This window comes from Micromonospora sp. DT47, from assembly GCF_049844475.1.
In the GTDB taxonomy this organism is placed as follows: Bacteria; Actinomycetota; Actinomycetes; order Mycobacteriales; family Micromonosporaceae; genus Micromonospora.
In genome coordinates this window covers 329,577-353,162 of record NZ_JBNCLC010000001.1, presented here as the reverse complement: position 1 = coordinate 353,162, position 23,586 = coordinate 329,577, and the positions used below count along the sequence as shown (strand labels likewise).

General features: G+C 74.3%; 24 protein-coding genes. 14 read left to right on the top strand and 10 right to left on the bottom strand.

Annotation, left to right across the window (positions count from 1 at the left end; all coding sequences use genetic code 11):
- Nucleotides 1-48 precede the first annotated feature (48 nt).
- Nucleotides 49-1,077, top strand: coding sequence for an AAA family ATPase (locus tag ACLQ2U_RS01745; RefSeq protein ID WP_425748709.1), 1,029 nt, complete (start codon nt 49-51; stop codon nt 1,075-1,077).
- 205 nt (nt 1,078-1,282) lie between these two features.
- The gene (locus tag ACLQ2U_RS01740; protein ID WP_425748708.1) at nt 1,283-2,575 is read left to right on the top strand and encodes a benzoate/H(+) symporter BenE family transporter; all 1,293 of its coding nucleotides are present in this window, start codon (nt 1,283-1,285) and stop codon (nt 2,573-2,575) included.
- Here ACLQ2U_RS01740 and ACLQ2U_RS01735 read toward each other — a convergent pair.
- The 5 genes from ACLQ2U_RS01735 to ACLQ2U_RS01715 all read right to left on the bottom strand — a co-directional run bounded on the left by ACLQ2U_RS01735 (nt 2,562) and on the right by ACLQ2U_RS01715 (nt 5,032).
- On the bottom strand, nt 2,562-2,834 hold the full coding sequence (locus ACLQ2U_RS01735) for a hypothetical protein (RefSeq protein WP_425748707.1): 273 nt from the start codon (nt 2,832-2,834) through the stop codon (nt 2,562-2,564). The two genes, ACLQ2U_RS01740 and ACLQ2U_RS01735, sit on opposite strands and share 14 nt — an antisense overlap.
- 241 nt (nt 2,835-3,075) lie before the next feature.
- A complete protein-coding gene (locus ACLQ2U_RS01730; protein WP_425748706.1) occupies nt 3,076-3,450 on the bottom strand; it encodes a hypothetical protein in 375 nt (124 codons plus the stop codon).
- Between the two features lie 47 nt (nt 3,451-3,497).
- Nucleotides 3,498-3,752 carry a hypothetical protein gene (locus ACLQ2U_RS01725; RefSeq protein ID WP_425748705.1) on the bottom strand — a complete coding sequence of 85 codons (255 nt, stop codon included), beginning with the start codon at nt 3,750-3,752 and terminating at the stop codon, nt 3,498-3,500.
- A gap of 81 nt (nt 3,753-3,833) precedes the next feature.
- Entirely contained in the window at nt 3,834-4,307 is a 474-nt protein-coding gene (gene mscL, locus ACLQ2U_RS01720) for a large conductance mechanosensitive channel protein MscL (RefSeq protein WP_425748704.1), read from the bottom strand.
- A 41-nt stretch (nt 4,308-4,348) separates the two neighbouring features.
- On the bottom strand, nt 4,349-5,032 hold the full coding sequence (locus ACLQ2U_RS01715) for a FadR/GntR family transcriptional regulator (protein ID WP_425748703.1): 684 nt from the start codon (nt 5,030-5,032) through the stop codon (nt 4,349-4,351).
- A 49-nt stretch (nt 5,033-5,081) separates the two neighbouring features.
- Between ACLQ2U_RS01715 and ACLQ2U_RS01710 the strand changes: the two genes are divergently transcribed.
- The gene (locus ACLQ2U_RS01710; protein ID WP_425748702.1) at nt 5,082-6,389 is read left to right on the top strand and encodes an MFS transporter; all 1,308 of its coding nucleotides are present in this window, start codon (nt 5,082-5,084) and stop codon (nt 6,387-6,389) included.
- A 9-nt stretch (nt 6,390-6,398) separates the two neighbouring features.
- Here the strand turns inward: ACLQ2U_RS01710 and ACLQ2U_RS01705 are convergent, their stop codons facing one another.
- Nucleotides 6,399-6,755: an STAS domain-containing protein gene (locus ACLQ2U_RS01705; RefSeq protein ID WP_425748701.1), complete on the bottom strand. Its 357-nt coding sequence runs from the start codon at nt 6,753-6,755 to the stop codon at nt 6,399-6,401.
- 159 nt (nt 6,756-6,914) lie between these two features.
- Here ACLQ2U_RS01705 and ACLQ2U_RS01700 point away from each other — a divergent pair, with 159 nt between their 5' ends.
- The 9 genes from ACLQ2U_RS01700 (at nt 6,915) to ACLQ2U_RS01660 (ending at nt 15,391) form a co-directional block, all read left to right on the top strand.
- Nucleotides 6,915-7,775: an STAS domain-containing protein gene (locus ACLQ2U_RS01700; RefSeq protein WP_425748700.1), complete on the top strand. Its 861-nt coding sequence runs from the start codon at nt 6,915-6,917 to the stop codon at nt 7,773-7,775.
- Nucleotides 7,775-8,194 carry an STAS domain-containing protein gene (locus tag ACLQ2U_RS01695; RefSeq protein ID WP_425748699.1) on the top strand — a complete coding sequence of 140 codons (420 nt, stop codon included), beginning with the start codon at nt 7,775-7,777 and terminating at the stop codon, nt 8,192-8,194. Before ACLQ2U_RS01700 ends, ACLQ2U_RS01695 begins: the two co-directional genes overlap by 1 nt.
- Nucleotides 8,191-8,610 (top strand): ATP-binding protein, encoded by a 420-nt coding sequence (locus ACLQ2U_RS01690; RefSeq protein ID WP_425748698.1) that lies wholly within the window; start codon nt 8,191-8,193, stop codon nt 8,608-8,610. The genes ACLQ2U_RS01695 and ACLQ2U_RS01690 overlap by 4 nt, the downstream gene beginning before the upstream one ends.
- Complete coding sequence (locus ACLQ2U_RS01685; RefSeq protein WP_425748697.1) at nt 8,598-9,623, top strand: SpoIIE family protein phosphatase; 1,026 nt, start codon at nt 8,598-8,600, stop codon at nt 9,621-9,623. The genes ACLQ2U_RS01690 and ACLQ2U_RS01685 overlap by 13 nt, the downstream gene beginning before the upstream one ends.
- Complete coding sequence (locus tag ACLQ2U_RS01680; RefSeq protein WP_425748696.1) at nt 9,620-10,972, top strand: ATP-binding protein; 1,353 nt, start codon at nt 9,620-9,622, stop codon at nt 10,970-10,972. The genes ACLQ2U_RS01685 and ACLQ2U_RS01680 overlap by 4 nt, the downstream gene beginning before the upstream one ends.
- A complete protein-coding gene (locus ACLQ2U_RS01675; RefSeq protein WP_425748879.1) occupies nt 10,969-12,513 on the top strand; it encodes a SpoIIE family protein phosphatase in 1,545 nt (514 codons plus the stop codon). Before ACLQ2U_RS01680 ends, ACLQ2U_RS01675 begins: the two co-directional genes overlap by 4 nt.
- 8 nt (nt 12,514-12,521) lie before the next feature.
- Nucleotides 12,522-12,707: a hypothetical protein gene (locus ACLQ2U_RS01670; protein ID WP_425748695.1), complete on the top strand. Its 186-nt coding sequence runs from the start codon at nt 12,522-12,524 to the stop codon at nt 12,705-12,707.
- A gap of 117 nt (nt 12,708-12,824) precedes the next feature.
- Nucleotides 12,825-13,259, top strand: coding sequence for a hypothetical protein (locus ACLQ2U_RS01665; protein ID WP_425748694.1), 435 nt, complete (start codon nt 12,825-12,827; stop codon nt 13,257-13,259).
- A 2-nt stretch (nt 13,260-13,261) separates the two neighbouring features.
- Nucleotides 13,262-15,391 carry a bifunctional polysaccharide deacetylase/glycosyltransferase family 2 protein gene (locus ACLQ2U_RS01660; protein ID WP_425748693.1) on the top strand — a complete coding sequence of 710 codons (2,130 nt, stop codon included), beginning with the start codon at nt 13,262-13,264 and terminating at the stop codon, nt 15,389-15,391.
- On the opposite strand, the gene ACLQ2U_RS01655 is transcribed toward ACLQ2U_RS01660, so the two are convergent.
- Both ACLQ2U_RS01655 and ACLQ2U_RS01650 read right to left on the bottom strand, forming a co-directional pair.
- Complete coding sequence (locus tag ACLQ2U_RS01655; RefSeq protein ID WP_425748692.1) at nt 15,379-15,579, bottom strand: hypothetical protein; 201 nt, start codon at nt 15,577-15,579, stop codon at nt 15,379-15,381. The genes ACLQ2U_RS01660 and ACLQ2U_RS01655 overlap by 13 nt on opposite strands.
- A 4-nt stretch (nt 15,580-15,583) precedes the next feature.
- Complete coding sequence (locus tag ACLQ2U_RS01650; RefSeq protein ID WP_425748691.1) at nt 15,584-17,680, bottom strand: S9 family peptidase; 2,097 nt, start codon at nt 17,678-17,680, stop codon at nt 15,584-15,586.
- 91 nt (nt 17,681-17,771) lie between these two features.
- Between ACLQ2U_RS01650 and ACLQ2U_RS01645 the strand changes: the two genes are divergently transcribed.
- A complete protein-coding gene (locus ACLQ2U_RS01645) occupies nt 17,772-19,154 on the top strand; it encodes an FAD-binding oxidoreductase (protein WP_425748690.1) in 1,383 nt (460 codons plus the stop codon).
- Between the two features lie 52 nt (nt 19,155-19,206).
- Here ACLQ2U_RS01645 and ACLQ2U_RS01640 read toward each other — a convergent pair whose 3' ends face one another.
- Both ACLQ2U_RS01640 and ACLQ2U_RS01635 read right to left on the bottom strand, forming a co-directional pair.
- Nucleotides 19,207-19,641: a hypothetical protein gene (locus ACLQ2U_RS01640; protein WP_425748689.1), complete on the bottom strand. Its 435-nt coding sequence runs from the start codon at nt 19,639-19,641 to the stop codon at nt 19,207-19,209.
- 230 nt (nt 19,642-19,871) lie between these two features.
- Entirely contained in the window at nt 19,872-21,935 is a 2,064-nt protein-coding gene (locus tag ACLQ2U_RS01635; RefSeq protein ID WP_425748688.1) for a SpoIIE family protein phosphatase, read from the bottom strand.
- A gap of 183 nt (nt 21,936-22,118) precedes the next feature.
- On the opposite strand from ACLQ2U_RS01635, the gene ACLQ2U_RS01630 reads away from it, so the two are divergent.
- The coding region (locus ACLQ2U_RS01630; RefSeq protein WP_425748687.1) for a HAMP domain-containing protein at nt 22,119-23,586 on the top strand (1,468 nt) is incomplete at its 3' end.

The following is a 23,586-nucleotide window of genomic DNA, read 5'->3' as shown; positions in this document are numbered from 1 at the left end:
CGAAACACCCTGCCTTCGTCTCTACGCACTAGTGCGTAGGGTGGGAAAATGATGCCGGTGTCCATGGTCGGGCGGGCCGGCGAGCATGCCGAGCTCGACCGGGCGTGGTCGACGGTGGCCGAGGGTGGGCGGCCGTCACCCGCCGTCACGGTGATCACCGGCGCCGCCGGGGTGGGCAAGAGCCTGCTCGTCGGGGCCGCCGTGGAGAGCTTCACCCCGCGTCCGGCGGTGGTCCTCTCCGGCGCCGCCCGGGTGCACGCCCCGGCCCCGTACGACTGGTTGGCCGCCGTGCTGAGCGGGCGGGACACCAGCGGGCTCGACCTGCCGGCCGACGCGCTGGCCTGGCTCGCCCAGCAGCCCACCGCCCCGCGCGAGCGCTACGCGCCGGGCACCCTGCTCCGCCTCGCCGTGCGGACCGTCCGGCTGCTCGTCGGCGCCGGCCCGGCCGTGCTGGTGGTGGAGGACCTGCACGCCCTCGACCCGGCCAGCCTCAACCTGGTCGCCGAGCTGGCCACCGCGCCGGAGCTGCCGGCCCTGCTGGTGGTGGCGAGCCGGCCGCCGGCCGACGCGGTCGCGCCGGACCTCGCCGTCCGCGCCCTGGCCCGGCTCTGCGGGGTACGCGGCACGGTGCGCCAGCACCTCGGCCCGCTCGGCGTCCCCGAGGTGGCCCAGGTGCTCACCCAGGTGTACGACGGCCGACGCCCGACCGACCGGGTGGCCACCGCCGTCTGGCAGCGCACCGGCGGCAACCCGTACGTCCTCACCGAGCTGCTCGCCGCGCACTCCGGGCGGGACCCGGAGGCGCTGGTCCGCCAGCCGCTGCCGGAGTACCTGCGGCTGCCGGCGCCCCGACCGGCCGCCCCACCGGACGCCGAGCTGACCGGCCGGGAGGAAGAGGTGCTCGGCTGCCTGGTTGCCGGGATGTCGAACAAGCAGGCGGCCCGGGCGCTGGGCATCTCGGTGCGGACGGTCACCGTGCACGTGTCGAACCTGCTCCGCAAGACCGGTTCGGCGTCCCGGACCGAGGCGGCGCTCTGGGCGGTGCAGCACCGCCTCCCGGCCCGCCCGCTGGGCTGACGGCGTGGGCCCGCCCGGCGGCGCTCCCGGTCCCTCCGGCGCCTGGTCGGGCTGACGTGGCCGCCGGCCGGCACTCCGCTGCGCGGGCGCGTGCCAGGCGGGTGCCGCCGGCCGGTCCCGGCTCGTGAGCGGGCGTCTGGACGGGGGCCGACCCGCCGACGGGCGCCGCTAGGGTGGCCGCGATACCGGAGACGGGGGTGCGGCGATGGCGGAACGTCTGCAACCGGTGCTGGCCGGCGCGGTGACCGCGCTGGTCGGCTTCGCCAGTTCGTTCACCGTGGTGCTGGCCGGGCTGCGGGCGGTCGGCGCCGACGAGGCGCAGGCGGCCTCCGGGCTGCTCGCGGTCAGCGTCGCGTCCGGGCTGTGCGCGGTCTGGCTGGGGCTGCGGCACCGGATGCCGATCGCGATCGCCTGGTCCACGCCGGGCGCGGCGCTGCTGGTCGCCACCGGGCCGGTCCCCGGCGGCTGGCCCGCCGCGGTCGGCGCGTTCGTCCTCTGCGGGCTGCTGATCGTCGCCGCCGGGCTCTTCCCGGCGCTGGGCCGGGCGGTGGCCGCGATCCCCGGGCCGGTGGCGGCGGCGATGCTGGCCGGGGTGCTGCTGCCGCTCTGCACCGCCCCGGTCCGCGCGCTGGTCGAGGTGCCGGCGCTGGCCGCGCCGGTGATCGTCACCTGGCTGGTGCTGCACCGGTTCGCCCGGCGCTGGGCGGTACCGGCCGCGCTGGTGGTGGCGGCGGTGGCGATCGCGCTGACCTCACCCACCGGCCGGGTGGCCGGCCTCCGGCCGGTGGTCGAGCTGACCGTGCCGGCGTTCAGCCTGCCCGCGGTGGTCGGGCTGGCGCTGCCGCTCTTCCTGGTCACCATGGCCGCGCAGAACGTCCCCGGCGCGGCGGTGCTGCGCGGCTACGGCTACCGGCCGCCGCTCTCCTCGGCGCTGCGGGTCACCGGGCTGGCCACCGCGCTCGGCGCGCCGGTCGGCGGGCACGCGGTCAACCTCGCTGCGATCACCGCCGCGCTGGCCGCCGGGCCGGACGCCCACCCGGACCCGGAGCGCCGCTGGATCGCCTCGGTCACCGCCGGGGTGGGGATGGCGCTGCTCGGGCTCGGCGCGGGGGTGGCGACCGCGCTGGTGCTGCTCTCCCCGCCGGTGCTGATCGAGGCGGTGGCCGGGCTGGCGCTGCTCGGCGCGCTCGCCACCGCCGTCTCCTCGGCGGTCGCCGAACCGGAGAGCCGGGAGGCCGCCGTGGTGACCTTCGTGGTCACCGCCTCCGGGGTGAGTCTGCTCGGGGTCGGCGGCGCGTTCTGGGGCCTGCTCGCCGGCTGGCTGATGCTGCTGCTCTTCCACCGCCGTCCCGCGCCCCCCGCCCGGGAAGTCACGCCGCCTTCGCAGGCCGCGCCAGCTCCGGAGGCCGCGCCAGCTCGGGAGGCTGCGCCAGCGCCCGGGACCACGCCGGTTCCCGAGGACGCGTCGGCTCGGGTCGTCGACGTCAGGGGGCGTTGACCGTCACGTCGACCGCCATCACCCGCAGCCGCAGGCCGGTGACGAACCGTTCGACGGTGGCCGCGAACTCCAGCGCGTGCTCCCGGGTGTCGAGGAGGACCAGCGCGTGCCCGGTGTCCTGGTCCGCCTCGTCCGGGCCCCACCAGCCGTGGACGAACCCGGGGCTCCGCCGGACCACCTCCGCCATGTGCGCGAACTGCGCCCGGCGCTCCTCCGGCCCGGCGGCCGGCAGTCGCTGCTCACCGATGACCATGTACATCGCTCGACACTAGAACGCCGGTCGCCGGTCGCCGGTCCCGGGCGGGCCGGCGCGCCGCACGTCCCTGCGCGGTCCTTTTGAGCTGATGTCGTCGACGACATCAGCGTCGCAGCGACGGTGCCGGAGGTCGCCCGGACGCTCGCTGGTCGCCGTGAGTCGTTGACGACATCAGCTCCACAGGAAGCCCGACAGCCACCGCCTGCCGGGCGTGTCACCGCCGGCCGGGGGCGCCACCGCTGGCTCACTCTTCCGGGGGGAGGTCACCGAGGGGGACGTCGAGACGTACCTGGTTGTCGGTGACCGCGGCGATCTGGTCGGCCAGCACGTACACGGCACCGGTGCGGGCCAGCTCGGTGGAGACCTTGAGGTAGCCGGTGCGCAGCAGCCGGGCCGCCAGGTCGGCCGGCACGTCGGGCTCCTCGACCGCCGCCGACTCGATCAGCTCGTCCAGGCTGCTCCCCGGGTCGGCGGTCGGCGCCTGCACGGTCACGGCGTTCGGGTCGCCCCGCTGGACGAGGTCGACGGTGCCGACCTCCACGCCGACCGTGTCGACCACCCGCATGCCGGTGGTGACCCGGGAGATGACCGCCTGCTGCTTGGTGCCCTGCTGCTCCATTTCCGAGCGGTTCCCGGCCCCGCCCGGCGCTAAACCGGCGGGCGGAGTCACTCACCCGCCGGCGGGGCCCAAGCACTTGGCGGGCGCGGGGAGAGCTCCCGCCAGCCGTCCGTCCCCGCCAGCAGGGCCCGCACGGTCTCCTCGGCCTCCTCGGCGCTGCCGTACTCGTAGAACTGGGAGACGCCCTCCGCGCCGCCGGCCCGCTGCTCCACGTGCCAGCGGTCGGCGTCCACCCGGAGGAAGACGTCCCGCCGGGCCAGCCGTCCCCATTTGCCGTTCCACCAGTGCCTGCGCTGCTCCATGGCGGGACTCTATCGAACATGTGTACGACACACGCCGGCCCCTGCGGGATTCCCACAGGGGCCGATGTGCGATGCGGTCCGTCAGCGCGGCGCCGGCGGCTCCGTCCGACGACCCAGCACGTCGTCCAGCGCCCCCCGCTGCTGTCCTGGGATGGTCTGGCCGGCGGCGACCAGCGCGTCCCGGATATCGGTGAGCAGCTTGACCTCCTCGCTCGGCGCCGAGGGCGGCGGCTCCTCGCCCCGCTTGCGCCGCTCGGCGAGCCGGTTCATCGGGTAGACGACCAGGAAGTACAGCGCCGCCGCGGTGAGCGCGAAGGTGATCACCGCGTTGACGAAGGCCACCCAGTCGAACTGGACGCCGCGGAACTCCGGGGTCGAGCCACTGATGCCGTTCTCGTTGCCGGTGATCAGGACGATGATCACGCGGACCAGTGGTTCCAGGAACGACTTGGTCAACTGCGTGATCACACCGGTGAACGCGGCGCCGATGACGATACCGACCGCCAGGTCGACGACGTTGCCGCGCATGATGAAGTCTTTGAAGCCCTTGAGCATCCACACTCCCGTGCTGTCCGGTTTTCGGGGTCCGGCACAACCTATGCCCCCGACGGCGGCTCCAGAAATGCGCCGGCCTCGATCGCCGCGCGCGCCGGATCGCCGGCCCTGATCGCGTCGACGAGTCGACCGTGGTCGACGTACCGCTCGGGCTCCAGGGCGTCCCCCATCGCCTGGGCGACGGTGCTGCGCAGCGCCGTGCCGACCGAGGCGTAGAGCTCGGCGAGCATGCCGTTGTGGGCGGCGGCCACCACCGCCGTGTGCAGCGCGCCGTCGGCCTCCACGAACTGCGCGACCCGGCCCGACCGCCAGGCGGCCTCCCGGGCGGCGAGCGCGCCGTCGAGCGCCGCCAGGTCCTCCGGCGTACGCCGCAGCGCGGCCAGCCGGGCCGCCTCCACCTCGAAGGCGCGCCGGACCTCGACCACCTCGGCCATCCGGTCGTCGGTGAGCCGGCGGGCCACCACCGGGGCCAGCTCGTCGGTGGAGAGCACGTACGTGCCGGAACCCTGCCGGCATTCCAGCACCCCGGCGTGGACCAGCGCCCGGACCGCCTCGCGGACTGTGTTCCGCCCCACCCCGAGCGCGGCGACCAGCTGCGGCTCGGTGGGGATGCGCCCGCCGACCGGCCAATCGCCGCCGAGGATCCGGGCCCTGAGCTGCTCGATGGTCTGGCGTACCCGATGGCCGCGCGGGGGCACGGCGACGGAACCGACCGACGGTGTCACCGGTTACAAGTCCTGCCGAAATTCATCCCATGATTGTAGGTTGGAGATCATGGCCCCGTCACCCACCCCCTCCACCGCGCCTCGCGTCGCCGACCCGGCCGTACCCGTCGCCGACCTGACGCCCGGCCCGGCGCCGGCCGCTGCCGCGCCCCCGGCCCGGACGCCGTCGGCCGCCACCGGCGGCGCGCTGGTGCTGGTCGGGATGCTGCTGGTCGCGGTCAACCTGCGCGCCGCCGTGACCAGCCTCGGCGCGCTGCTCGACGAGGTACGCACCGGACTGGCGCTCTCCGGCGCGATGGCCGGGTTCGTCACCACGCTGCCGACCATCGCCTTCGCCGGTCTCGGCGCGCTCACCCCGTGGCTGGTCCGCCGCTGGGCGGCCGCCCGGGTCCTGGTGGTGGCGATGGCCGCCCTCGCCCTGGGGCAGGTGCTCCGGGTGGTCACCGACTCCGCGCTGGTCTTCGTGCTCACCAGCGCGCTCGCCCTGGCCGGCATCGCGGTCGCCAACATCATGCTGCCGATGCTGGTCAAGCAGCACTTCCCGCACCGCACCGGGCTGGTCACCGGGGCGTACACGATGGCGCTCACGGTGGGCACGACGGTGGCCGCCGCCTCCGCGGTGCCGGTGGCGCACGCCTTCGGCTCCTGGCGGGCCGGTCTCGGGGTCTGGGCCGGGCTGGCCGCGGTGGCCGTACTCCCGTGGGTGCCGCTTGCGCTGCGGGCCCGCGCCGCCCAGCGGGCCGCGACCCCGACGGCGGCCCCGGCCGCCCGGGTGCGGGTCCGCCCCGAGCGCACCCGGCTCGGGTGGGCGATGGCGGTCTACTTCGGCGCGCAGTCGCTCAGCGGGTACGCGATCATGGGCTGGCTTGCCCAGCTCTTCCGGGACGCCGGCTACCGCCCGGAGACCGCCGGGCTGCTGCTCGCCGGGGTGACCGCGCTCGGCGTGCCGGTCGCGCTGCTGATGCCGACCCTGGCCGGCCGCCTGCGCACGCTGCGGCCGTTGGTGCTCTCGCTGACCGCGGCGTCCATCGCGTCCTACCTCGGCCTCGCCCTCGCGCCGTACGGCCTCGCGCCGCTCTGGGTCCTGCTGCTCGCCCTGGGTCAGGGCGGGTTCCCGCTGATCCTGACCGCCATCGGGCTGCGCGCCCGCACCGCCGAGGGCACGGTCGCGCTGTCCGCCTTCGCGCAGAGCACCGGGTACGTCATCGCCGCGCTCGGACCGATGCTGGTCGGAATCCTCTACGAGGCGACCGGCGGCTGGGCGGCACCGCTGGGCTTCCTGCTCGGCGCGCTCGCCGTGCAGACGACCGCGGGCATGGTGATCGCCCGTCCCCGCTTCATCGAGGACGAGCGCTGAGGGAACCGGTCAGGAGGAGGCCGGTGTGGGGTCGCCCGCGACGGCCTGCTCGACCGTCGGGTACGTGTGAAGCACCTCGACCAGGCCACTGACCTCGAGGATGCGCAGCACGCCGCGCTGCGGGGCGGCCAACCGGACGACGCCGCCGGCCTCGTCGGAGCTGTTCTTCGCGCGCACGAAGACCGACAGCCCGGTCGAGTCGCAGAACGACACGTCGGCCAGGTCGAAGACGAGGCGGCTGCGGCCCTTGTCGAGCAGATCCGTGATCTGGTCCTGCAGCAGCGGTGCGGTCGCCATGTCGAGTTCGCCCGCGACCGACACGACGACCACGTCGCCGCGCTGTTCCGTGTGCACCGTCAAGGACATTCGGACCTCCTGTTATCGGTGGAACGGTATCCCACGATGGGGGTGGCACGCAGAACGGGAGCGGGTCCAGGTGTGCCTGATCATTCCTTTGCCGCATGGCAACTGCCGTCCAGGCTGCCGGTGGTAGAGTCCGGCCGGCCCAGCTCACAGGAGGTAATCATGGCTTTGACCACGGAAGAGGGCAGCCGGCTCGTCGGCCTGTTGAGCGCGAATGTCGATCGCGTCGTCCAGCGCTGGACGGAGGTCGTGGCCGCCTCGCTGCGGGGCCGACTCAGCCAGGCCGAGCTGCGCCTGCAGGCGCAGGAGCTGCACGGTAGCATGATCAAGGCCGGCGGCCGAGGGCTGTCCGACATCCGGTCGGACGACGCCGGCGAGCTGCGCGCGGTGCTGGCCGACCTCTCCCGCAGCCGGGCCCGGCAGGGCTTCTCCGCCACCGAGACCGCGATCAGCATCTACGCCCTCAAGGACGTGCTGGTCGAGCTGATGGAGTCCGGCGACGTCGAGTTCACGCTGCGCGACTTCGTCGCCTTCACCGCCGTGGTCGACCAGCTGGGGCTGTACACCTTCGAGACCTACGTGCAGGCCCGCGAGGGCCACATCGCCGACCAGGCCGAGCAGCTTCTCGAACTCTCCACCCCGGTGGTGAAGATCTGGGACGGCGTGGTCGCCGTGCCGCTGGTCGGCACGCTGGACTCGGCCCGGGCCCAGGTGGTGATGGAGCGGCTGCTGCAGACCCTGGTCGACACCGGCTCGCCGTACGCGATCATCGACATCACCGGCGTCCCGGCGGTGGACACCCAGGTCGCCCAGCACATCCTGAAGACGGTGGTGGCGGCCCGGCTGATGGGCGCCGACTGCATCATCTCCGGCATCCGCCCGCAGATCGCGCAGACCATCGTCGCGCTCGGCATCGAGTTCGGGGACATCGCCACCAAGGCCAGCCTCGCCGACGCGCTGCGGCACGTGCTGCGGCTGAGCGGGGTCGAGACGACCCGTCGCCACCCGCGTCGGGAGCCGTGATGGACCGGGTCCCGATCCTGAAGATCGGCGACATCCTGCTGGTCTCCATCCAGATCGACATGTCCGACCAGACCGCGGTCCTCCTCCAGGAGGACCTGGCCGAGCGGATCGTGGCGACCGGCACCCACGGCGTGATCATCGACATCACGGCGTTGGACATCGTCGACTCCTTCGTCGGTCGGATGCTCTCCACCATCGCCTCGATCTCCAGGGTGCTCGACGCCGAGACGGTGGTCGTCGGGATGCGCCCCGCGGTCGCCATCACCCTGGTCGAGCTCGGCCTGTCGCTCCACGGCATCCGTACCGCCCTGAACGTCGAGCGGGGCATGGAGCTGGTCGCGGCGAGCCGCGGGGACGGCCTCGGGTACGACGACGAACCCGAGGACGAGGAGTCCGGAACGGTGGCGACATCAGCATGACCGCGGGCGTCGACCTGGGCCGCCCGCAGGCGCAGGCGATCGGCAGCGACGAGGACGTGGTCCGGGTCCGGCAGCTGGTGCGTACCGTGGCGGTGGCGGTCAAGCTCTCCCTGGTGGACCAGACCAAACTGGTCACCGCCGCGAGCGAGCTGGCCCGCAACACGCTGATCTACGGCGGCGGCGGCAGCGCCGAGGTGACCGCGGTGGAGGATGGCCGGCGGCGCGGCGTACGGATCGTCTTCGCCGACTCCGGGCCGGGCATCTCCGACCTGGCCCTCGCCCTCACCGACGGCTACACCACCGGCGGTGGCCTCGGGCTCGGTCTCAGCGGCGCCCGCCGGCTGGTCGACGACTTCGACCTGAAGAGCGCGGTCGGCGAGGGCACCCGGGTGACCATCACCAAGTGGTCCCGGTGACCACCGAGGTGGTCGCCGACCCGGGCCTCTGGTTCCGGGTCGAAAACAGCAGCGCGGGCAGCACCGTCCGGCGGGCCGCCGAACGCCTCGGCAACCAGCTCGGCCTCGGCGCCAACCGCATCGCCGACCTCGCCATCGTCGCCGCGGAGCTGACCAGCAACCTGGTCAAGCACGCCGAGGAGGGCAGCCTGCTGCTGCGCCCGGCCCGGGACAGCGACACGGCTGGCGTGGAGATGATCGCGGTCGACGCCGGCCCCGGGATGGCCGACCTGACCGTCTCCTCGCAGGACGGCCACTCCACCACCGGCACCCTCGGCATCGGGCTGGGCGCCATCGCCCGGCAGGCCAGCTGGTACGACGCCTGGTCCTGGCCGGGGAAGGGCACCGTCCTCGCCGTACAGGTCTGGCCCTCGCGGGCGACGCCGCCGCCGGCCTGGGCGGCCGGGCTCACCCGGCCGATCACCGGCGAGCAGGTCAGCGGCGACGGCCACGCCCTCCGGGTCGCCGAGGGCCGGCACCAGGTGCTGGTCTGCGACGGCCTCGGACACGGACCGCTGGCCGCGTCCGCCACCTACGCCGCGCTGGCCGCCTTCCGCGCCGCGCCAGCCGGGCCGCCCGCCGTGGTGGTGCAGCACCTGCACCGGTCCATGTCGCACACCCGCGGCGCGGCCCTGGCCGTGGCCGAGCTGGACCTGTCTGCCGGCGTGCTGCGCTACGCCGGTCTCGGCAACATCGCCGGCGCCGTCCTCGGCGGGGACGGGAGCCGGCGCGGGCTGGTGTCGCTGCCCGGCATCGCCGGCCACCAGCGCCCCGTCGTCCGGGAGTACGACTACCCGTTCCCGCCGGGCTCGCGGCTGGTGATGCAGAGCGACGGGGTGGTCGACCGGTGGCGGATCGAGGACTACCCGGGGCTGACCGGCCGGTCGCCGCTGGTGGTCGCCGCGACGCTGCTGCGCGACGCCGGGACCCGTCGGGACGACGCCTGCGTACTGGTCGCGGGGATGCCGGAATGAGAGCGCCGGAGCCGCTCCTGCAGATGGCCCTCCGGGTCGAGCAGGACATCTTCCTGGTCCGCCAGCGGGGCCGGGAGGTCGCCGCGGCCGTCGGGCTGGAGCACCAGGACCAGGTCCGGGTCGCCACCGCGCTCAGCGAGGTGGCCCGCGACCTGCTGCGGATCGTCGACGGTGCGGACGTCACCTTCCTCGCCGTGGAGGAGTCGGACGCCCGGTACGCCCTGCGCATCGACCTCGCCCCGGTGCGCCCGCTACCCGACGACGGGTACCAGCCACAGTCCGGCGCGGTGGGCCGGTTGGTGGACACCCTGGCGGTGAGCAGGGACGGGGGGGATACGGTCGTGAGGATGTCCCGACGTGTCCCGGCCACCGCCCCGGAGCTGCCCGCGGCGCGGCTGGCCGAGCTGCGCGCCGAGCTCGGGCGCAGCGCGCCGGCCAGCGCCCTGGACGAGCTCGCCACCCAGAACGGGCAGCTGATCGCCGCGCTGGACGAGGTGCGCAGCCACCGCGACGAGCTGGCCGTGCTCAACGCGGAGCTGGAGGAGACCAACCGGGGCGTGATGGCGCTCTACACCCAGCTCTCCGAGGAGCTGGAGGAGACCAACCGGGGCGTGGTGGCCCTCTACGCCGAGCTGGACGAGAAGTCGGCCCAGCTGCGCGCGGCGAGCGAGTCGAAGAGCCGCTTCCTGGCCAACGTCAGCCACGAGCTGCGCGCGCCGGTGACCGCGATCATCGGGTTGGGGCGGCTGCTCACCGACTCCGCCTCCGACCCGCTCACCGACGCGCAGTCCGAGCAGGTGGAGCTGATCCGGTCCTCCGCCGCCGACCTGCTGTCGCTCGTCAACGACCTCCTCGACCTGGCCAAGGCGGAGTCCGGGCGGATCGAGCCGGACTGGGCCGAGGTCGACCTGCGGGCGCTCTTCGGCCAGCTGCGCGGCACGCTGCGGGCGCTCGCCACCGGGTCGGCGGTGGAGCTGGTCGTGGAGGAGCCGCCGGCGCCGGCCGTGCTCCGCTCGGATGAGGTGCTGCTCGCCCAGGTGCTGCGTAACCTGCTGCACAATGGGCTGAAGTTCACCGAGCAGGGCGAGGTCCGGATGCGCGCGGAACGGGAAGGGGACCGGTGGCGGATCTCCGTCTCCGACACCGGCGTCGGGATCGCACCCGAGCTGCACGAACGGATCTTCGAGGAGTTCTATCAGGTGCCGGGGACCAGCCGGCCGGGCGGTACCGGCCTCGGCCTGCCGTACGCGCGACGGCTGGTGACCCTGCTCGACGGCACCCTGGAGCTGACCAGCGAGCCGGGCCAAGGGAGCACCTTCACCGTCGTCCTCCCGGCGGGCGAGGCCTGACCGTGGCCGGCGACCAGGCGACCGTGCTGGTGGTCGACGACAATCGCACCAAGCGCTACCTGCTGGTCAGCTGGCTGAGCCGGGCCGGCTTCGCGGTCCGCGAGGCGGAGACCGGCACCGAGGCGCTGGAGCGGGTCGGGGTGGACCGGATCGACCTGGTGGTGCTCGACGTCCGGCTGCCGGACATGATCGGCTTCGAGGTCTGCGAGCGGATCAAGGCGGCCCACCCGGCGATGCCGGTGATCCACGTGTCGGCGCACGCGGTCGACGTCCAGGACCGCACCCAGGGGCTGACCCGGGGCGCGGACGCGTACCTGACCGAGCCGATCGAGCCGGAGGAACTGGTCGCCACCGCCCACGCGGTGCTCCGCTACTACCAGGCCCGGCAGCGGGCGGAGCTGCTCGCCGAGCGGCTCACCGGGCTGGCCGACACCACGGTCGCGGTGCACGCCGCCCCGAACCTCGCCCGTCTGCTGGAGGAGGCGGCGGCCGGCGCGGCGCAGATCTTCAAGGGGCCGGCGGCGGTGATCGCCGAGACCTTCGACGGGGACTGCCTGGCCGGGATCGCCGCCGGGCCGGACGCCGCGCCGGTGATCGTGCCCTGGGCCGTCGACGACACCGGCGTACCGACCGGGTCCACCGTGCGGGTGGACGACCCGGAGGCCTGGGGGCTGGTGCCGTGGCCGGCGGGAGACACGGTGACCGTGGCCGCCGCCAAGCTGCGGGAGGACCGGGCACCGCTCTACGTGGTGGTGCCGTCCGGCACCCAGACGGCCAGGACGCCGGTGCTGGTGCAGCTGGCCCAGGCGGTCGCGGCGGCGGTGGAGGCGCAGCGCTCCTTCGACGAGGAGCACCGGATCGCGGTCACCCTCCAGCGCAGCCTGCTGCCCCGGCGGCTGCCCGAGGTCGCCGGCCTCGACCTGGCCGTCCGGTACGAGCCGGCCAGCGCCCAGACCGAGGTGGGCGGGGACTTCTACGAGCTGGTCATGCTCGACGGCCACCTGCTGGCGGCGATCGGTGACGTGGCCGGCCACTCGCTGCACGCGGCGACCGTGATGGCCGAGCTGCGGCACGCGATGCGGGCGTACGCGGTGGAGGGGCACCAGCCGGGGGTGATCCTGGACCGGCTCAACGAGCTGATGCGGACGCTGCTGCCGAACGAGCTGGCCACCGTCTGCCTGCTGCTGCTGCACCCGCCCACCGGCCGGATCCGGCTGGCCAGCGCGGGGCACCTGCCGGCGCTGGTCAGCCTGGACGGGCGGGTGGACTTCGTCCAGCACTCGGCGCCGCTGCTCGGGGTCCGCGCCGAGCGCCCCGCCGACCTGGAGTTCACCCTGCCGGCCGGCGCGACGCTGGTGCTCTACACCGACGGGCTGATCGAGCGGCGGGACGCCACCATCGACGAGGGGCTGGCCGCGCTGGCCGCCTGTTCGACCCGGGTGGACGACGACCTGAACCGGTTCTGCGAGCGGCTGCTGGTGGAGCTGGCCCCGCCGGAGATCCAGGACGACGTCGCGGTGGTGGCCGTCCGGCGCCACTGACCCGGCCGGTGGCGGCTCAACCCAGCGAGCGGGTGTACGCGGCCGGGGAGACGCCGGTCACGGCGGTGAAGTCGCGGACCAAGTGGGTGGCCTGGGTCGGGGCTGGCGCCCTGGCCGCGGTGCTGGTGACGGTCGGGGTCGGCCTGCTCTTCCTCCGGGCGAGCACCGCGGTCGAGGAGCTGCGGACGGCCTGAGCCGGGTGTAACGGCATCGGGGAGGGCGACGCTGTTGACTCCGGAGGCCCGCCAGCAGGCCCCGGCCCCGGGGGTGGACCGCCCCGGCGGTTCAGCGGCGTCCCGGGAGATCATTAGATGCACAACCAGCCGGGCGGTGCGCCGCCGGTGTTCGTGGACCGGACCGGGAAGCGTCGGCGGCTCACCGTCATCGCCGGCAGCCTGATGGGTGTCGGGCTGCTCACCGGCCTCGTGCTGATCCTGGCCGGCCTGTTCGGCGGCTCCAGCGTCGAACTGCCCGGCTGGACCGACCCGAAGGACCGGGCGCCGATCGAGGCGGGGGTGGACGGCCTGGACGAGGTCGGGCACCCGACCAGCCCGACCGCCGGCCCGCGCCCGAACCCGGCGACCGGCACCGCCTCCCCGCTGCCCGGCCCCATCCGGTCGTCCGGTGCCCCCGCCGTGACCACCGCGCCGCCGACGGCCCGGCCGTCCACCGCCACCACGACCCCTGGTCAGGCCGACGAACGGCGGACCGGCAAGCCGACCCGCTCCCCGGGCAAGCCGCACTGACCATGCCGCGACACGTCGCCCGCCGCGACCCGCGGGCCCACTGGGTGCTGCTCCTGCTCGGCCTGCTCCTGCTGCTCGCCGCGCTCACCGTCAACGGACTGGTGACCGGGCTGACCGGCGGGTCCGGCCCGTCCACCGCCCCGACCGCGCCGGCGCCGAAGGAGGCCGCCGACGGCGGCCCGGTGCTGCGGCTGGACCGGCCGGAGCCGGTCAGCCGGCGGATGCCGGACCGCACCGTGGCGCTGACCTTCGACGACGGGCCGGACCCGGAGTGGACGCCCCGGCTGCTCGACGTGCTCCGCCGGCACCACGCGCACGCCACCTTCTTCGTGGTCGGCTCCCGGGTCAACCAGCACCCGGAGCTGGTCCGGCGGATCCTCGACGAGGGGCACGAGCTGGGCTCGCACACCTTCTCGCACACCGACATCGCCACGGTGCCGCGCTGGCGGGCCGACCTGGAGCTGTCGTTGACCCGCAAGGCCGTCGCCGCGGCCACCGGCTGGGAGGTGACCCTGCTCCGGGCACCCTTCTCCTCCACCACCCCGACGTTGACTGCCACCCAGTACGAGGCGCTGCGCAATGCCGCCGGCAGCGGGCACGTGGCCGTGCTCGCCGACCGGGACGCCAAGGACTGGCAGCGGCCCGGGGTGCCGGCGATCGTCCGGGCGGCCACCCCGGAGCCCGGGCGCGGTGCGGTGGTGCTGATGCACGACGGCGGCGGCGACCGCGGCCAGACGGTGGCCGCCGTGGACCAGCTGCTCACCGGCCTGTCGAAGCAGGGCTACCGGTTCACCACCGTCTCGGAGGGGATCGACGCGCCGCCGTCGACCGTCCCCGCCGGCGTCGGCACCCGGGTCAGCGGATACGCGCTGCGCGCGACCCAGACCGCGGCCGGCTGGACGGCGGCGACGATGGACGCGCTGCTCGCGGTGGCGCTGGTGCTCGGCATCGCCCGGCTGGCCGTGCAGGTGGCCTGTGCGCAGGCGCACGTACGCCGGGCCCGCCGTCCGCGGGGCCCGCGCCCGGTGGTCGGCGCGCCGGTCTCGGTGATCGTGCCGGCGTACAACGAGGCGGCGAACATCGCCGCGACCGTGCGCTCCCTGGTGTCCAGCGACTACCCGGCGCTGGAGGTGATCGTGGTGGACGACGGCTCCAACGACGGCACCGCCGACATCGTCGAGCGGATGGGCCTGCGCGGGGTGCGCGTCATCCGGCAGGCCAACGCCGGCAAGCCGGCCGCGTTGAACACCGGCATCCGGGCCGCCCGCGCCGCGCTGCTGGTGCTGGTCGACGGGGACACCGTCTTCCAGCCGGACACCGTGCACCGGCTGGTGCAGGCCTTCGCCGATCCGACCGTCGGCGCGATCTCCGGCAACACCAAGGTCGCCAACCGCCGCCGGCTGCTCGGCCGCTGGCAGCACCTGGAGTACGTGATCGGCTTCAACCTCGACCGCCGGATGTACGACGTGCTGGAGTGCATGCCGACCATCCCCGGCGCGATCGGCGCGTTCCGCCGCGAGGTGCTGCTCGCCGTCGGCGGGGTCCCGTCGGACACCCTGGCCGAGGACAGCGACCTGACCATGAAGGTGCTCCGGGCCGGTTGGCGGGTGGTGTACGAGGAGACGGCGATCGCCTGGACCGAGGCGCCCTCCTCGCTGCGCCAGCTCTGGCGGCAGCGCTACCGCTGGTGCTACGGCACCATGCAGGCGATGTGGAAGCACCGGCACGCGCTGCGCGAGCCGGGGGCCGGCGGCAAGCTCGGCCGGCGCGGCCTGCCGTACGTGACCGTGTTCCAGATCGTGCTGCCGCTGGCCGCCCCGGCGGTCGACGTGTACGCCGTCTACGGGCTGCTCTTCCTGCCCTGGTCGACGCTGGTGCTGGCCTGGACGGGGCTGCTGCTGCTCCAGGGGCTCACCGCGGCGTACGCGCTGCGGCTGGACCGGGAACGCTACGGTCCGCTCTGGACGCTGCCGTTGCAGCAGCTGGTCTACCGGCAGGTGATGTACCTAGTGGTGGTGCAGTCGGCGGTCACCGCGGTGATCGGCAACCGGCTGCGCTGGCAGCGGATGGCGCGGACCGGGGAGGCGGCCGCGCTGGTCGGCGTGGGTGTCCGCCCCGGTCAGCCGGTGTGAAACAGGCCGGCGGACCAGGAGACGACCAGGCCGACCACCCCCGAGCAGCAGCAGACCAGCAGCGCGGCGGCGACCACGCCGAGGACCAGCCAGGCCGGCCCGCGCCGGGCCGCCGGTGGTTCCGCTTCCGGGGGTACGCACGGGCCGGGCGGCTCGTCGGCCGCCCGGCCCTCACCTGTCGTGGTCACCGGTTCAGGCGCGACCCAGCTTGTCGAGGATCCAGGCGTTGATGAACGCCTCCTCGCGCCAGGCGTCGTACCGGCCGCTCGGGCCGCCGTGGCCCGCGCCCATCTCGGTCTTGAGCAGGTAGTCGCCGGTCGGGGCGGTCGCCCGCAGCCGGGCGATCCACTTCGCCGGCTCGTGGTAGAGCACCCGGGTGTCGTTGAGGCTGGTCACCGCGAGGATGGCCGGGTAGTCCACGGCGGCCACGTTCTCGTACGGCGTGTAGGACTTCATGTACGCGTACACCTCGGGGCTCTCCAGCGGGTTGCCCCACTCCTCCCACTCGGTGACGGTCAGCGGCAGCGACGGATCGAGGATCGAGGTGAGCGCGTCCACGAAGGGCACCTGGGCGACGATGCCGGCGAAGGCGTCCGGGGCGAGGTTGGCGACAGCGCCCATCAGCAGCCCGCCGGCCGAGGCACCCCGGGCGACGAGCCGGTCGGCGGCGGTCCACTCGGCCTTGACCAGGTGCCGGGCGCAGGCCACGAAGTCGGTGAAGGTGTTCTTCTTGGCCAGCAGCTTGCCCTCGTCGTACCAGCGCCGGCCCAGCTCGCCGCCGCCGCGGATGTGCGCCACGGCGAAGATGACGCCCCGGTCGAGCAGGCTGAGCCGGGCGATGGAGAACCACGGGTCCATGCTCGCCTCGTACGAGCCGTACCCGTAGATCACGCATCCGGCGGAGCCGTCGCGCGGGACACCCTTGCGGCAGACCAGTGAGATCGGCACCCGGGTGCCGTCGTCGGCGAGCGCCCAGTCGCGGTGCTGCTCGTAGTCGGCCGGGTCGTACGCCCGCCCGTCCGGGCCGGGCCGGACCGGCTTGCGCCGGCGCAGCACCATCTCCCGGGTGACCAGGTCGTAGTCGTACACCGAGTCGGGGGTGACCAGGGAGGTGTAGCGGAGCCGGATCTGCCGGGTCCGGTACTCCGGGTTGGCGTCCAGCCCGACGCTGTAGATCGGCTCCGGGAAGTCGATGTCGTGGGCGTCGCCGCCGCCGACCGGGAGCACCCGCAGGCCGGTCAGGCCGTTGCCGCGCAGCGAGACGACCAGGTGATTCTCGAACGCGTCGACCGACTCCAGCCGGGTGCCCGGTGAATGCTCGATCAGCGGCACCCAGTCGCCCGGGGAGTCCGCGGAGGTGTACGCCAGCGCGAAGTCCTCCGCGCCGTCGTTGTGCAGGATCAGGAAGCGGTGGCCGTGGTGCTCGACGGCGTACTCGATACCCTGCCGGCGCGGGGCGACGATGGCCGGCTCGCCGGTGGGGTTGCCGGCCGGGATCACCCGGACCTCGCTGGTGATCTTGCTGTGAATGTCGATGAGCACGAACCGCTCGGAGCGGGTCAGCTCGACGCCGACCCAGAACCGCTCGTCGTCCTCCTGGTGGACCACCACGTCCTCGCCCGACGTGGTGCCGACCGTGTGCCGCCAGACCCGGTTCGGCCGCCACGCCTCGTCCACCGTGACGTAGAACAACACCGACGCGTCAGCTGACCAGGCGGTGCCGTAGAAGGTGTCCGCCACCTCGTCGCCGAGCAGCTCGCCGGTGCTCAGGTCCTTGATCCGCAGGGTGAACCGCTCGTCGCCGGCGAAGTCCGTCGAGTACGCCAGCCAGCGCCCGTCCGGGCTGACGTCGAACGCGCCGAGGGCGAAGAAGTCGTGCCCCTCGGCGAGCAGGTTGCCGTCGAGCAGCACCTCCTCGCCGTCCAGCGGGGCGCCGTCCGCGCTGACCGGCGGGGCGGTCTCGCCGTCGCGGACCGCCCGGCGGCAGTGCACGCCGTACTGCTGGCCCTCGACCGTGCGGGTGTAGTACCAGTAGCCGTCCTTGCGGGTGGGCACCGACAGGTCGGTCTCCTGGGTGCGCCGCCGGGTCTCCTCGAACAGCTCGCCGCGCAGCCGCTCCAGGTGGACCGTGCGGGCCTCGGTGTACGCGTTCTCGGCGGTCAGGTGGGCGATCGTCTCCGGGTCGTCCTTGGCGGCGAGCCAGGCGTACTCGTCGACGACGGTGTCGCCGTGGTGGGTGCGCTCGGTGGGCACCCGCTTCGCGACGGGCGCGGGGGTCTCGGTGGTCACGGCGCCACGTTACCGGCCGGCCGCCGCCCGCCGCGCCGCGTCGACCGGCAACCCGCCATCGGCTCTTTCGAACATGTGTACGATGACCGGCATGGCGGCAGCAGCGAGTTCGACCGGCGCGGCGGAGATCACCCGGAAGCTGAGCGAGATCTGCGGGCCCTTTTTCGCCCGGTTCGCCGGGGCCGCCGACGAGGTCGCCGGTCGCGGCGCCCGCTGGGTGGCCGTCCCCGGCGGGCCGGCCGCGGCGGCGCAGGTGCTGCGGCTGGCCGCCCGGCACGAGCTGACAGTGGTGCCGCGCGGCGCCGGCACGAAGATCGACTGGGGCGCCGCCCCCGCGCGGGTCGACATCATGCTGGACACCGGCCGGCTCGCCGGCATCGGGCACCAGCCGGTCGGCTCCCCGGTGGCCGAGATCGGCGCCGGCACGCCGCTGCGCGCGGTGCAGGCCACCCTGGAGCGCACCGGCCGGCGGCTGCCGCTGGATCCGCCGTCGCCCGGGGCGACCCTCGGCGGGGTGCTCGCCGCCGACGAGGCCGGTCCGCTGCGGCACCGGCACGGCACCGCCTGCGAGCAGCTGGTCGGCCTGCGCTGGCTGGACGCCGACGGCGAGCTGGTCAGCGCCGGCGCCGGCGCGGCGGAGGTGTCGGCCGGGTCGGCCTCGGTCGGCCTCGACGTGGGCCGGCTGCTCTGCGGCTCGCAGGGCGGCCTCGGCGTGCTCGTGTCGGCCACCCTGCGGGTGCAGGCCGTGCCGGCCAGCCGGGTGTGGGTCTCTCGGCCGGTGTGGACGCCGCTGGAGGTGCACGACCTGGTGCGGTCGGTGCTCGCCGCCCGCCTCGACCCGGCCGCCATCGAGCTGGACCTGCCGGCCACCGGCCCCCTGCCGCGCCGCCCGATGCGCCCGGCGGAGGCGGCGGCCCGGGCCCACCACCCCTCCATGGCCGGGCGCGGAGACGGTCAGTCGACGACCCGGGGTGGCGCCGGCACCCTGACGGTCCTGCTGGAGGGCGGCCCGTCAGACGTCGCCGAACGGGCCGAACGTCTGGTGGCGCTCTTCGCGGGCGAGGCGACCGCCGCGCACGCGCCGCCGACGTGGTGGCGGCGCTACCCGTTCGCCCCCGGCGACACCGCGCTGCGCATCGAGGTGCCGATCACCGACCTGCACGCCGCCGTCTACGCGTTGCGCGACGCCGCCGGCACCCCGGTCCCGGTGCGCGGCTCCGCCGGGCTGGGCCTGGTGCACGCCGCCCTGCCCGGGGCGCTGCCCGGCGAGCGGGTGGCCTCGATCCTCGCCGCGGTCCGCGGCGTGCTGCTCGCCCGACGGGGTCGCTGCGTGGTGGTCGCCGCGCCCGCGCCCGTGCGGCAGGCGGTCGAGCTGTGGGGCGAGCCGGCGGTGATCCCCCGGCTCCGGGCGGCCAAGGAGCACCTCGACCCGCACCGTCGGCTCGCCCCGGGGCGCCTGCCCGGCGGCCTCTGAGCACACCGCGCCCGGGCGCGGATCGACCCGGCTTGGTGCGACTCGGCTGTGCTCAGTCGAGCCACCACTGGTGCAGGTCGTCGAGGATCGGGGTGAACCGGAGCACCGTCAGCGCCAGCGTGGCGACCGTGGCGGTGAGCAGGAGGATCCGGGCCCGCCGGGGCAGCCGGTCCCGCTCACGCATCAGCACCGCCGCGGTGTAGAGCGCCAGCGCCGGGCCGAGCACCACGCCGGAGAGGTAGAGCAGGGAGACCGCCAGATAGAGCCAGGCGAACGGGTTCGCGCCGCTCATCCCGAACGGCACCAGATCCTTCGGGTCGTACGCGCCGGTGACCATCTCGGCCGGGCCGACCCCGGCGGTGACCATCCGCCCCAGGTAGAGCGCCACGGTCGTGACGAACGCCCCGCTGACGGCCACGTGCGCGGCGAGGAGGCGTCCGAGGCGCGGCGGGCGGCTGTCGGCGACATGCGCGACGCTCGATGACATCCGGTCAATGTAGCGGTTGGGCGCGGCGCGACCGTCCCCTCACCTGGCCGGCCTTGCCGACGTAGGACCGCCCATGCTCCCTGCCGGCCATGCTTCCCGGCGGGCGGGGCGTCGGCGTGTTGCCTGCCGGGATCGGATGGCGCCGTGAGCGATATGACGCAGCGTCATATGTATGACTGGTAGTCATGTTGCTCGCGGGTCGATCCGGTCCCCGGGCATCCGCCGCGGCGTCAGATCGCGTCGTTGCGCAGCACCAGGATGGCGATGTCGTCCCGGGGCGGCTCCACCGAGAAGTTGATCGCGGTGGCGCGCAGCCGTGCCGCGACCACGTTGGCCGAGTAACCGGCCAGCGGAGCGGCGGCGTCGCGCAGCCGTTCGGTGCCGAACAGTTCCCGGCCACGCCGGCGCTCGGTCACCCCGTCGGTGTAGAAGATCAGCGAGTCACCGGGCCCGAGCGGGATCTCCGCCGTCGGCGAGGAGATCGAGTCCAGCAGGCCCAACGCAGTGCCCCCGGCGCCGACGAAGGCGGCCCCGCCTCCGCCGCGCAGCAGTACCGGACGGTCGTGGCCGGCCAGATGCAGGGAGACGTCGAGCTGACCGTTCCCGCCCAGGCCGACCGCGGCGAGGGCGAGCGTGCAGTACCGTCCGCCGCCCCGCTCCACCAGCGTCTCGTTCAGCCGGGCGAGGACCTCCGGCAGCGGCTTGCCGTCACCGACCAGCACCCGGATCACGTCCCTGACCAGTCCGGTGACCGCCGCCGCCTGCACGCCCTTGCCGGAGACGTCGCCGATCACCACCAGCCAGCGGCCGTCCGGCAGCGGCACCACGTCGTAGAAGTCGCCGCCGACCTCGGCTTCGTCGCCGGTCGGGACGTACTCGGCGGCGAAGCCGATGCCCTCGACCACTGGCAGCACCGGCGGCAGCAGCGACTGCTGGAGGGTCTGGGCGACCCGGCGGCGTTCGGCGTGGATCCGGGCGTTCTCGATCGCCAGCGCGGCCCGGCGGGCCACGTCCTCCAGCACGGCGACCTCGTCCGGGTCGTGCCGGTGCCGCTGGTGCCGCCCCACCGCCAGGGTGCCCAGCCGCTGGCTGCGGGCGATCAGCGGGACCGCGAAGCCCTCCATCGGCGCGCCCAGCGGCACCTGCGACGCACTGCGGGACGCCTCGCGCAGCCGGGCCTGGACCGAGTCCGGCCCGGTCTCCTGGAGCGCCTTGTGCAGCTGGGGCAGCACCGACTCATCCGCGTGGCTGGCGGCGGCGAGTTTGAGCCGGCCCCACTCGTCGGTGGTGTGCACCGCGCACCACCGGCCGAGCCGGGGCACCACCAGCTGCGGGATCAGCGCCATGGTCAGCTCGACGTCGAGGGACTGGGCGAGCAGCTCGCTCGCCTCCGCCAGGAAGGTCAGCCAGGCCGACCGGCGGACGTCCGCCCGGCGCAGCCGGTCGTTCTCCAGGTGCAGCGACAGCCGCTCGGCGGCGAGCACGGCGAGCGGCCGGGCGTACGCCGAGGGCGCCGCGTCCAGCTCCAGCTCCCCGGCGTACGGCCGGTGCACGGCCAGCGGCACCTGGAGCAGTTCGTTGCCCGGGCGGGGCTGGCGGCCGTACCGGGCCAGCGCCTGCGGGCCCTGCCCGTCGCCCCGGTCCAGCCGGACCACGCCACCGGCCGCGCCCACCATCTCGGCGACCCGGCCGAGCAGGTCGGCGGCGAAGTCGGGCAGCGGGTCGTCGGCGTACGGGTCGGGGCTGGTCTGGGTCAGCTCGCTCATCGCGGCGGCGCTCGGCGCCGAGGTGGCGGGGGTGCCCTCACCGGAGGCGGTCGTGAGCGGCGCGGCGGCCGGCTCCTCCGCGACCAGACCGTGCCGTTCCAGCCGGAACCAGACCCCCTTGCCGCTGGGCAGGTACGTCGTCCCCCAGCGGCTGGCGAAGTGGTCGACCAGCAGCAGGCCGCGCCCCCGCTCGGAGACCTCGCTGATCTCCTCGGTGGTGTTGCGCACGCCCACCACCAGCTCGTCCACCGGCCCGGCGGCGAAGTCGGAGACGGTGACGGTCAGCCCGATCCGGTCGGCGACGACCTCGATGTCCAGGTCGGTGCCGGCGTGCTCCACCGCGTTGGTGGAGAGCTCGGTGGTCAGCAGCAGCGCCTCGTCGAGCAGCTCGTCGAGGTCGGCCTCGGCGAGCACCGAGCGGACCAGCGCCCGGGCGGCGGCCGGCGTACGCCGGTCCGCGGGCAGCCGGACCCGCCGGACATGCTCGTCCTGGCCCGCGTCCGTCGCGGGCCCCGCCTCCGCTGACACCCCCGTATCCTCCACCGCCGCCGCCCGGGTGCCAAGCCGGACCGGTCAGCCTCACCGGGCGACGGAGACAATCACCTCGTCGTCCCCGGCGCACCGCGCGTCCGTGCCGTCGACGCCGGCGCGGGCACAATGATGGGATGGCGGCGTGTCGGCACGCGCCGGAGGCCCCGAGCTGAGCGAGGAATGATGACCGCGAAACAGTCGGTGACCGCCAATTCGTCCGCTTCCGAGCACGACGCGCTCCTGGCCGACCTGGCGGAGGCGCTGCGGCGGGTGCGCGGCGGTGACCTCAAGGTGCGGCTGCCCCGCCGGGCGGGCGCGGCCGGCGAGGTGGCGGACGCGTTCAACGACGTGGTGGCGCTCCAGGAACGGCAGCACCTCGACCTGCGCCGGATCAGCCGGATCGTCGGCCGGGACGGTCGGCTCACCGAACGCCTGGACGAGGAGGGCCTGGACGGGTCGTGGGCGGAGGGCCAGCGGGCGATCAACTCGCTGATCGACGACCTGGGCCGGCCGACCACGGAGATCGCCCGGGTGATCGTGGCGGTGGCCGACGGCGACCTCTCCCAGCACATGGCGCTGGAGATCGACGGCCGGCCGCTGCGGGGTGAGTACCTGCGCATCGGGCGCACCGTCAACACGATGGTCGGCCAGCTCTCGTCCTTCTCCAACGAGGTGACCCGGGTGGCCCGGGAGGTGGGCACCGAGGGCAAGCTCGGCGGTCAGGCCGACGTCCGGGGCGCCGCCGGCACCTGGAAGGACCTCACCGACTCGGTGAACACCATGGCGTCGAACCTGACGTACCAGGTGCGGTCGATCTCGCAGGTGGCCACGGCGGTGGCGAAGGGTGACCTGTCGCAGAAGATCACCGTGTCGGCCAAGGGTGAGGTGGCCGAGCTGGCGCACACCTTCAACTCGCTCACCGACACCCTGCGGCTCTTCGCCGAGCAGGTGACCCGGGTGGCCCGCGAGGTGGGCACCGAGGGCAAGCTCGGCGGTCAGGCGGAGGTGCCGAACGTCGCCGGCACCTGGAAGGACCTGACCGACAGCGTCAACTCGATGGCCTCCAACCTGACGAGTCAGGTGCGGAACATCGCGCAGGTCTCCACCGCGGTCGCCCGGGGCGACCTGAGCCAGAAGATCACGGTGGCCGCGCAGGGCGAGATCCTGGAGCTGAAGGACACCGTCAACACGATGGTGGACCAGCTCTCCTCGTTCGCCGACGAGGTGACCCGGGTGGCCCGCGAGGTGGGCATCGAGGGCAAGCTGGGTGGTCAGGCCCAGGTCCGGGGCGTCTCCGGCACGTGGCGGGACCTGACGGAGAACGTCAACCAGCTCGCCGGCAACCTGACCAGCCAGGTCCGCAACATCTCCCAGGTCTCCACCGCGGTGGCGAAGGGCGACCTGTCGCAGAAGATCACCGTGGACGCGCAGGGCGAGATCCTGGAGCTGAAGAACACCGTCAACACGATGGTGGACCAGCTCTCGTCGTTCGCCGATGAGGTGACCCGGGTGGCCCGCGAGGTGGGTACCGAGGGCAAGCTGGGTGGTCAGGCCCAGGTCAAGGGCGTCCTGGGTACGTGGCGGGACCTGACCGACAACGTGAACTCGATGGCGTCCAACCTGACCAGCCAGGTGCGGAACATCGCCT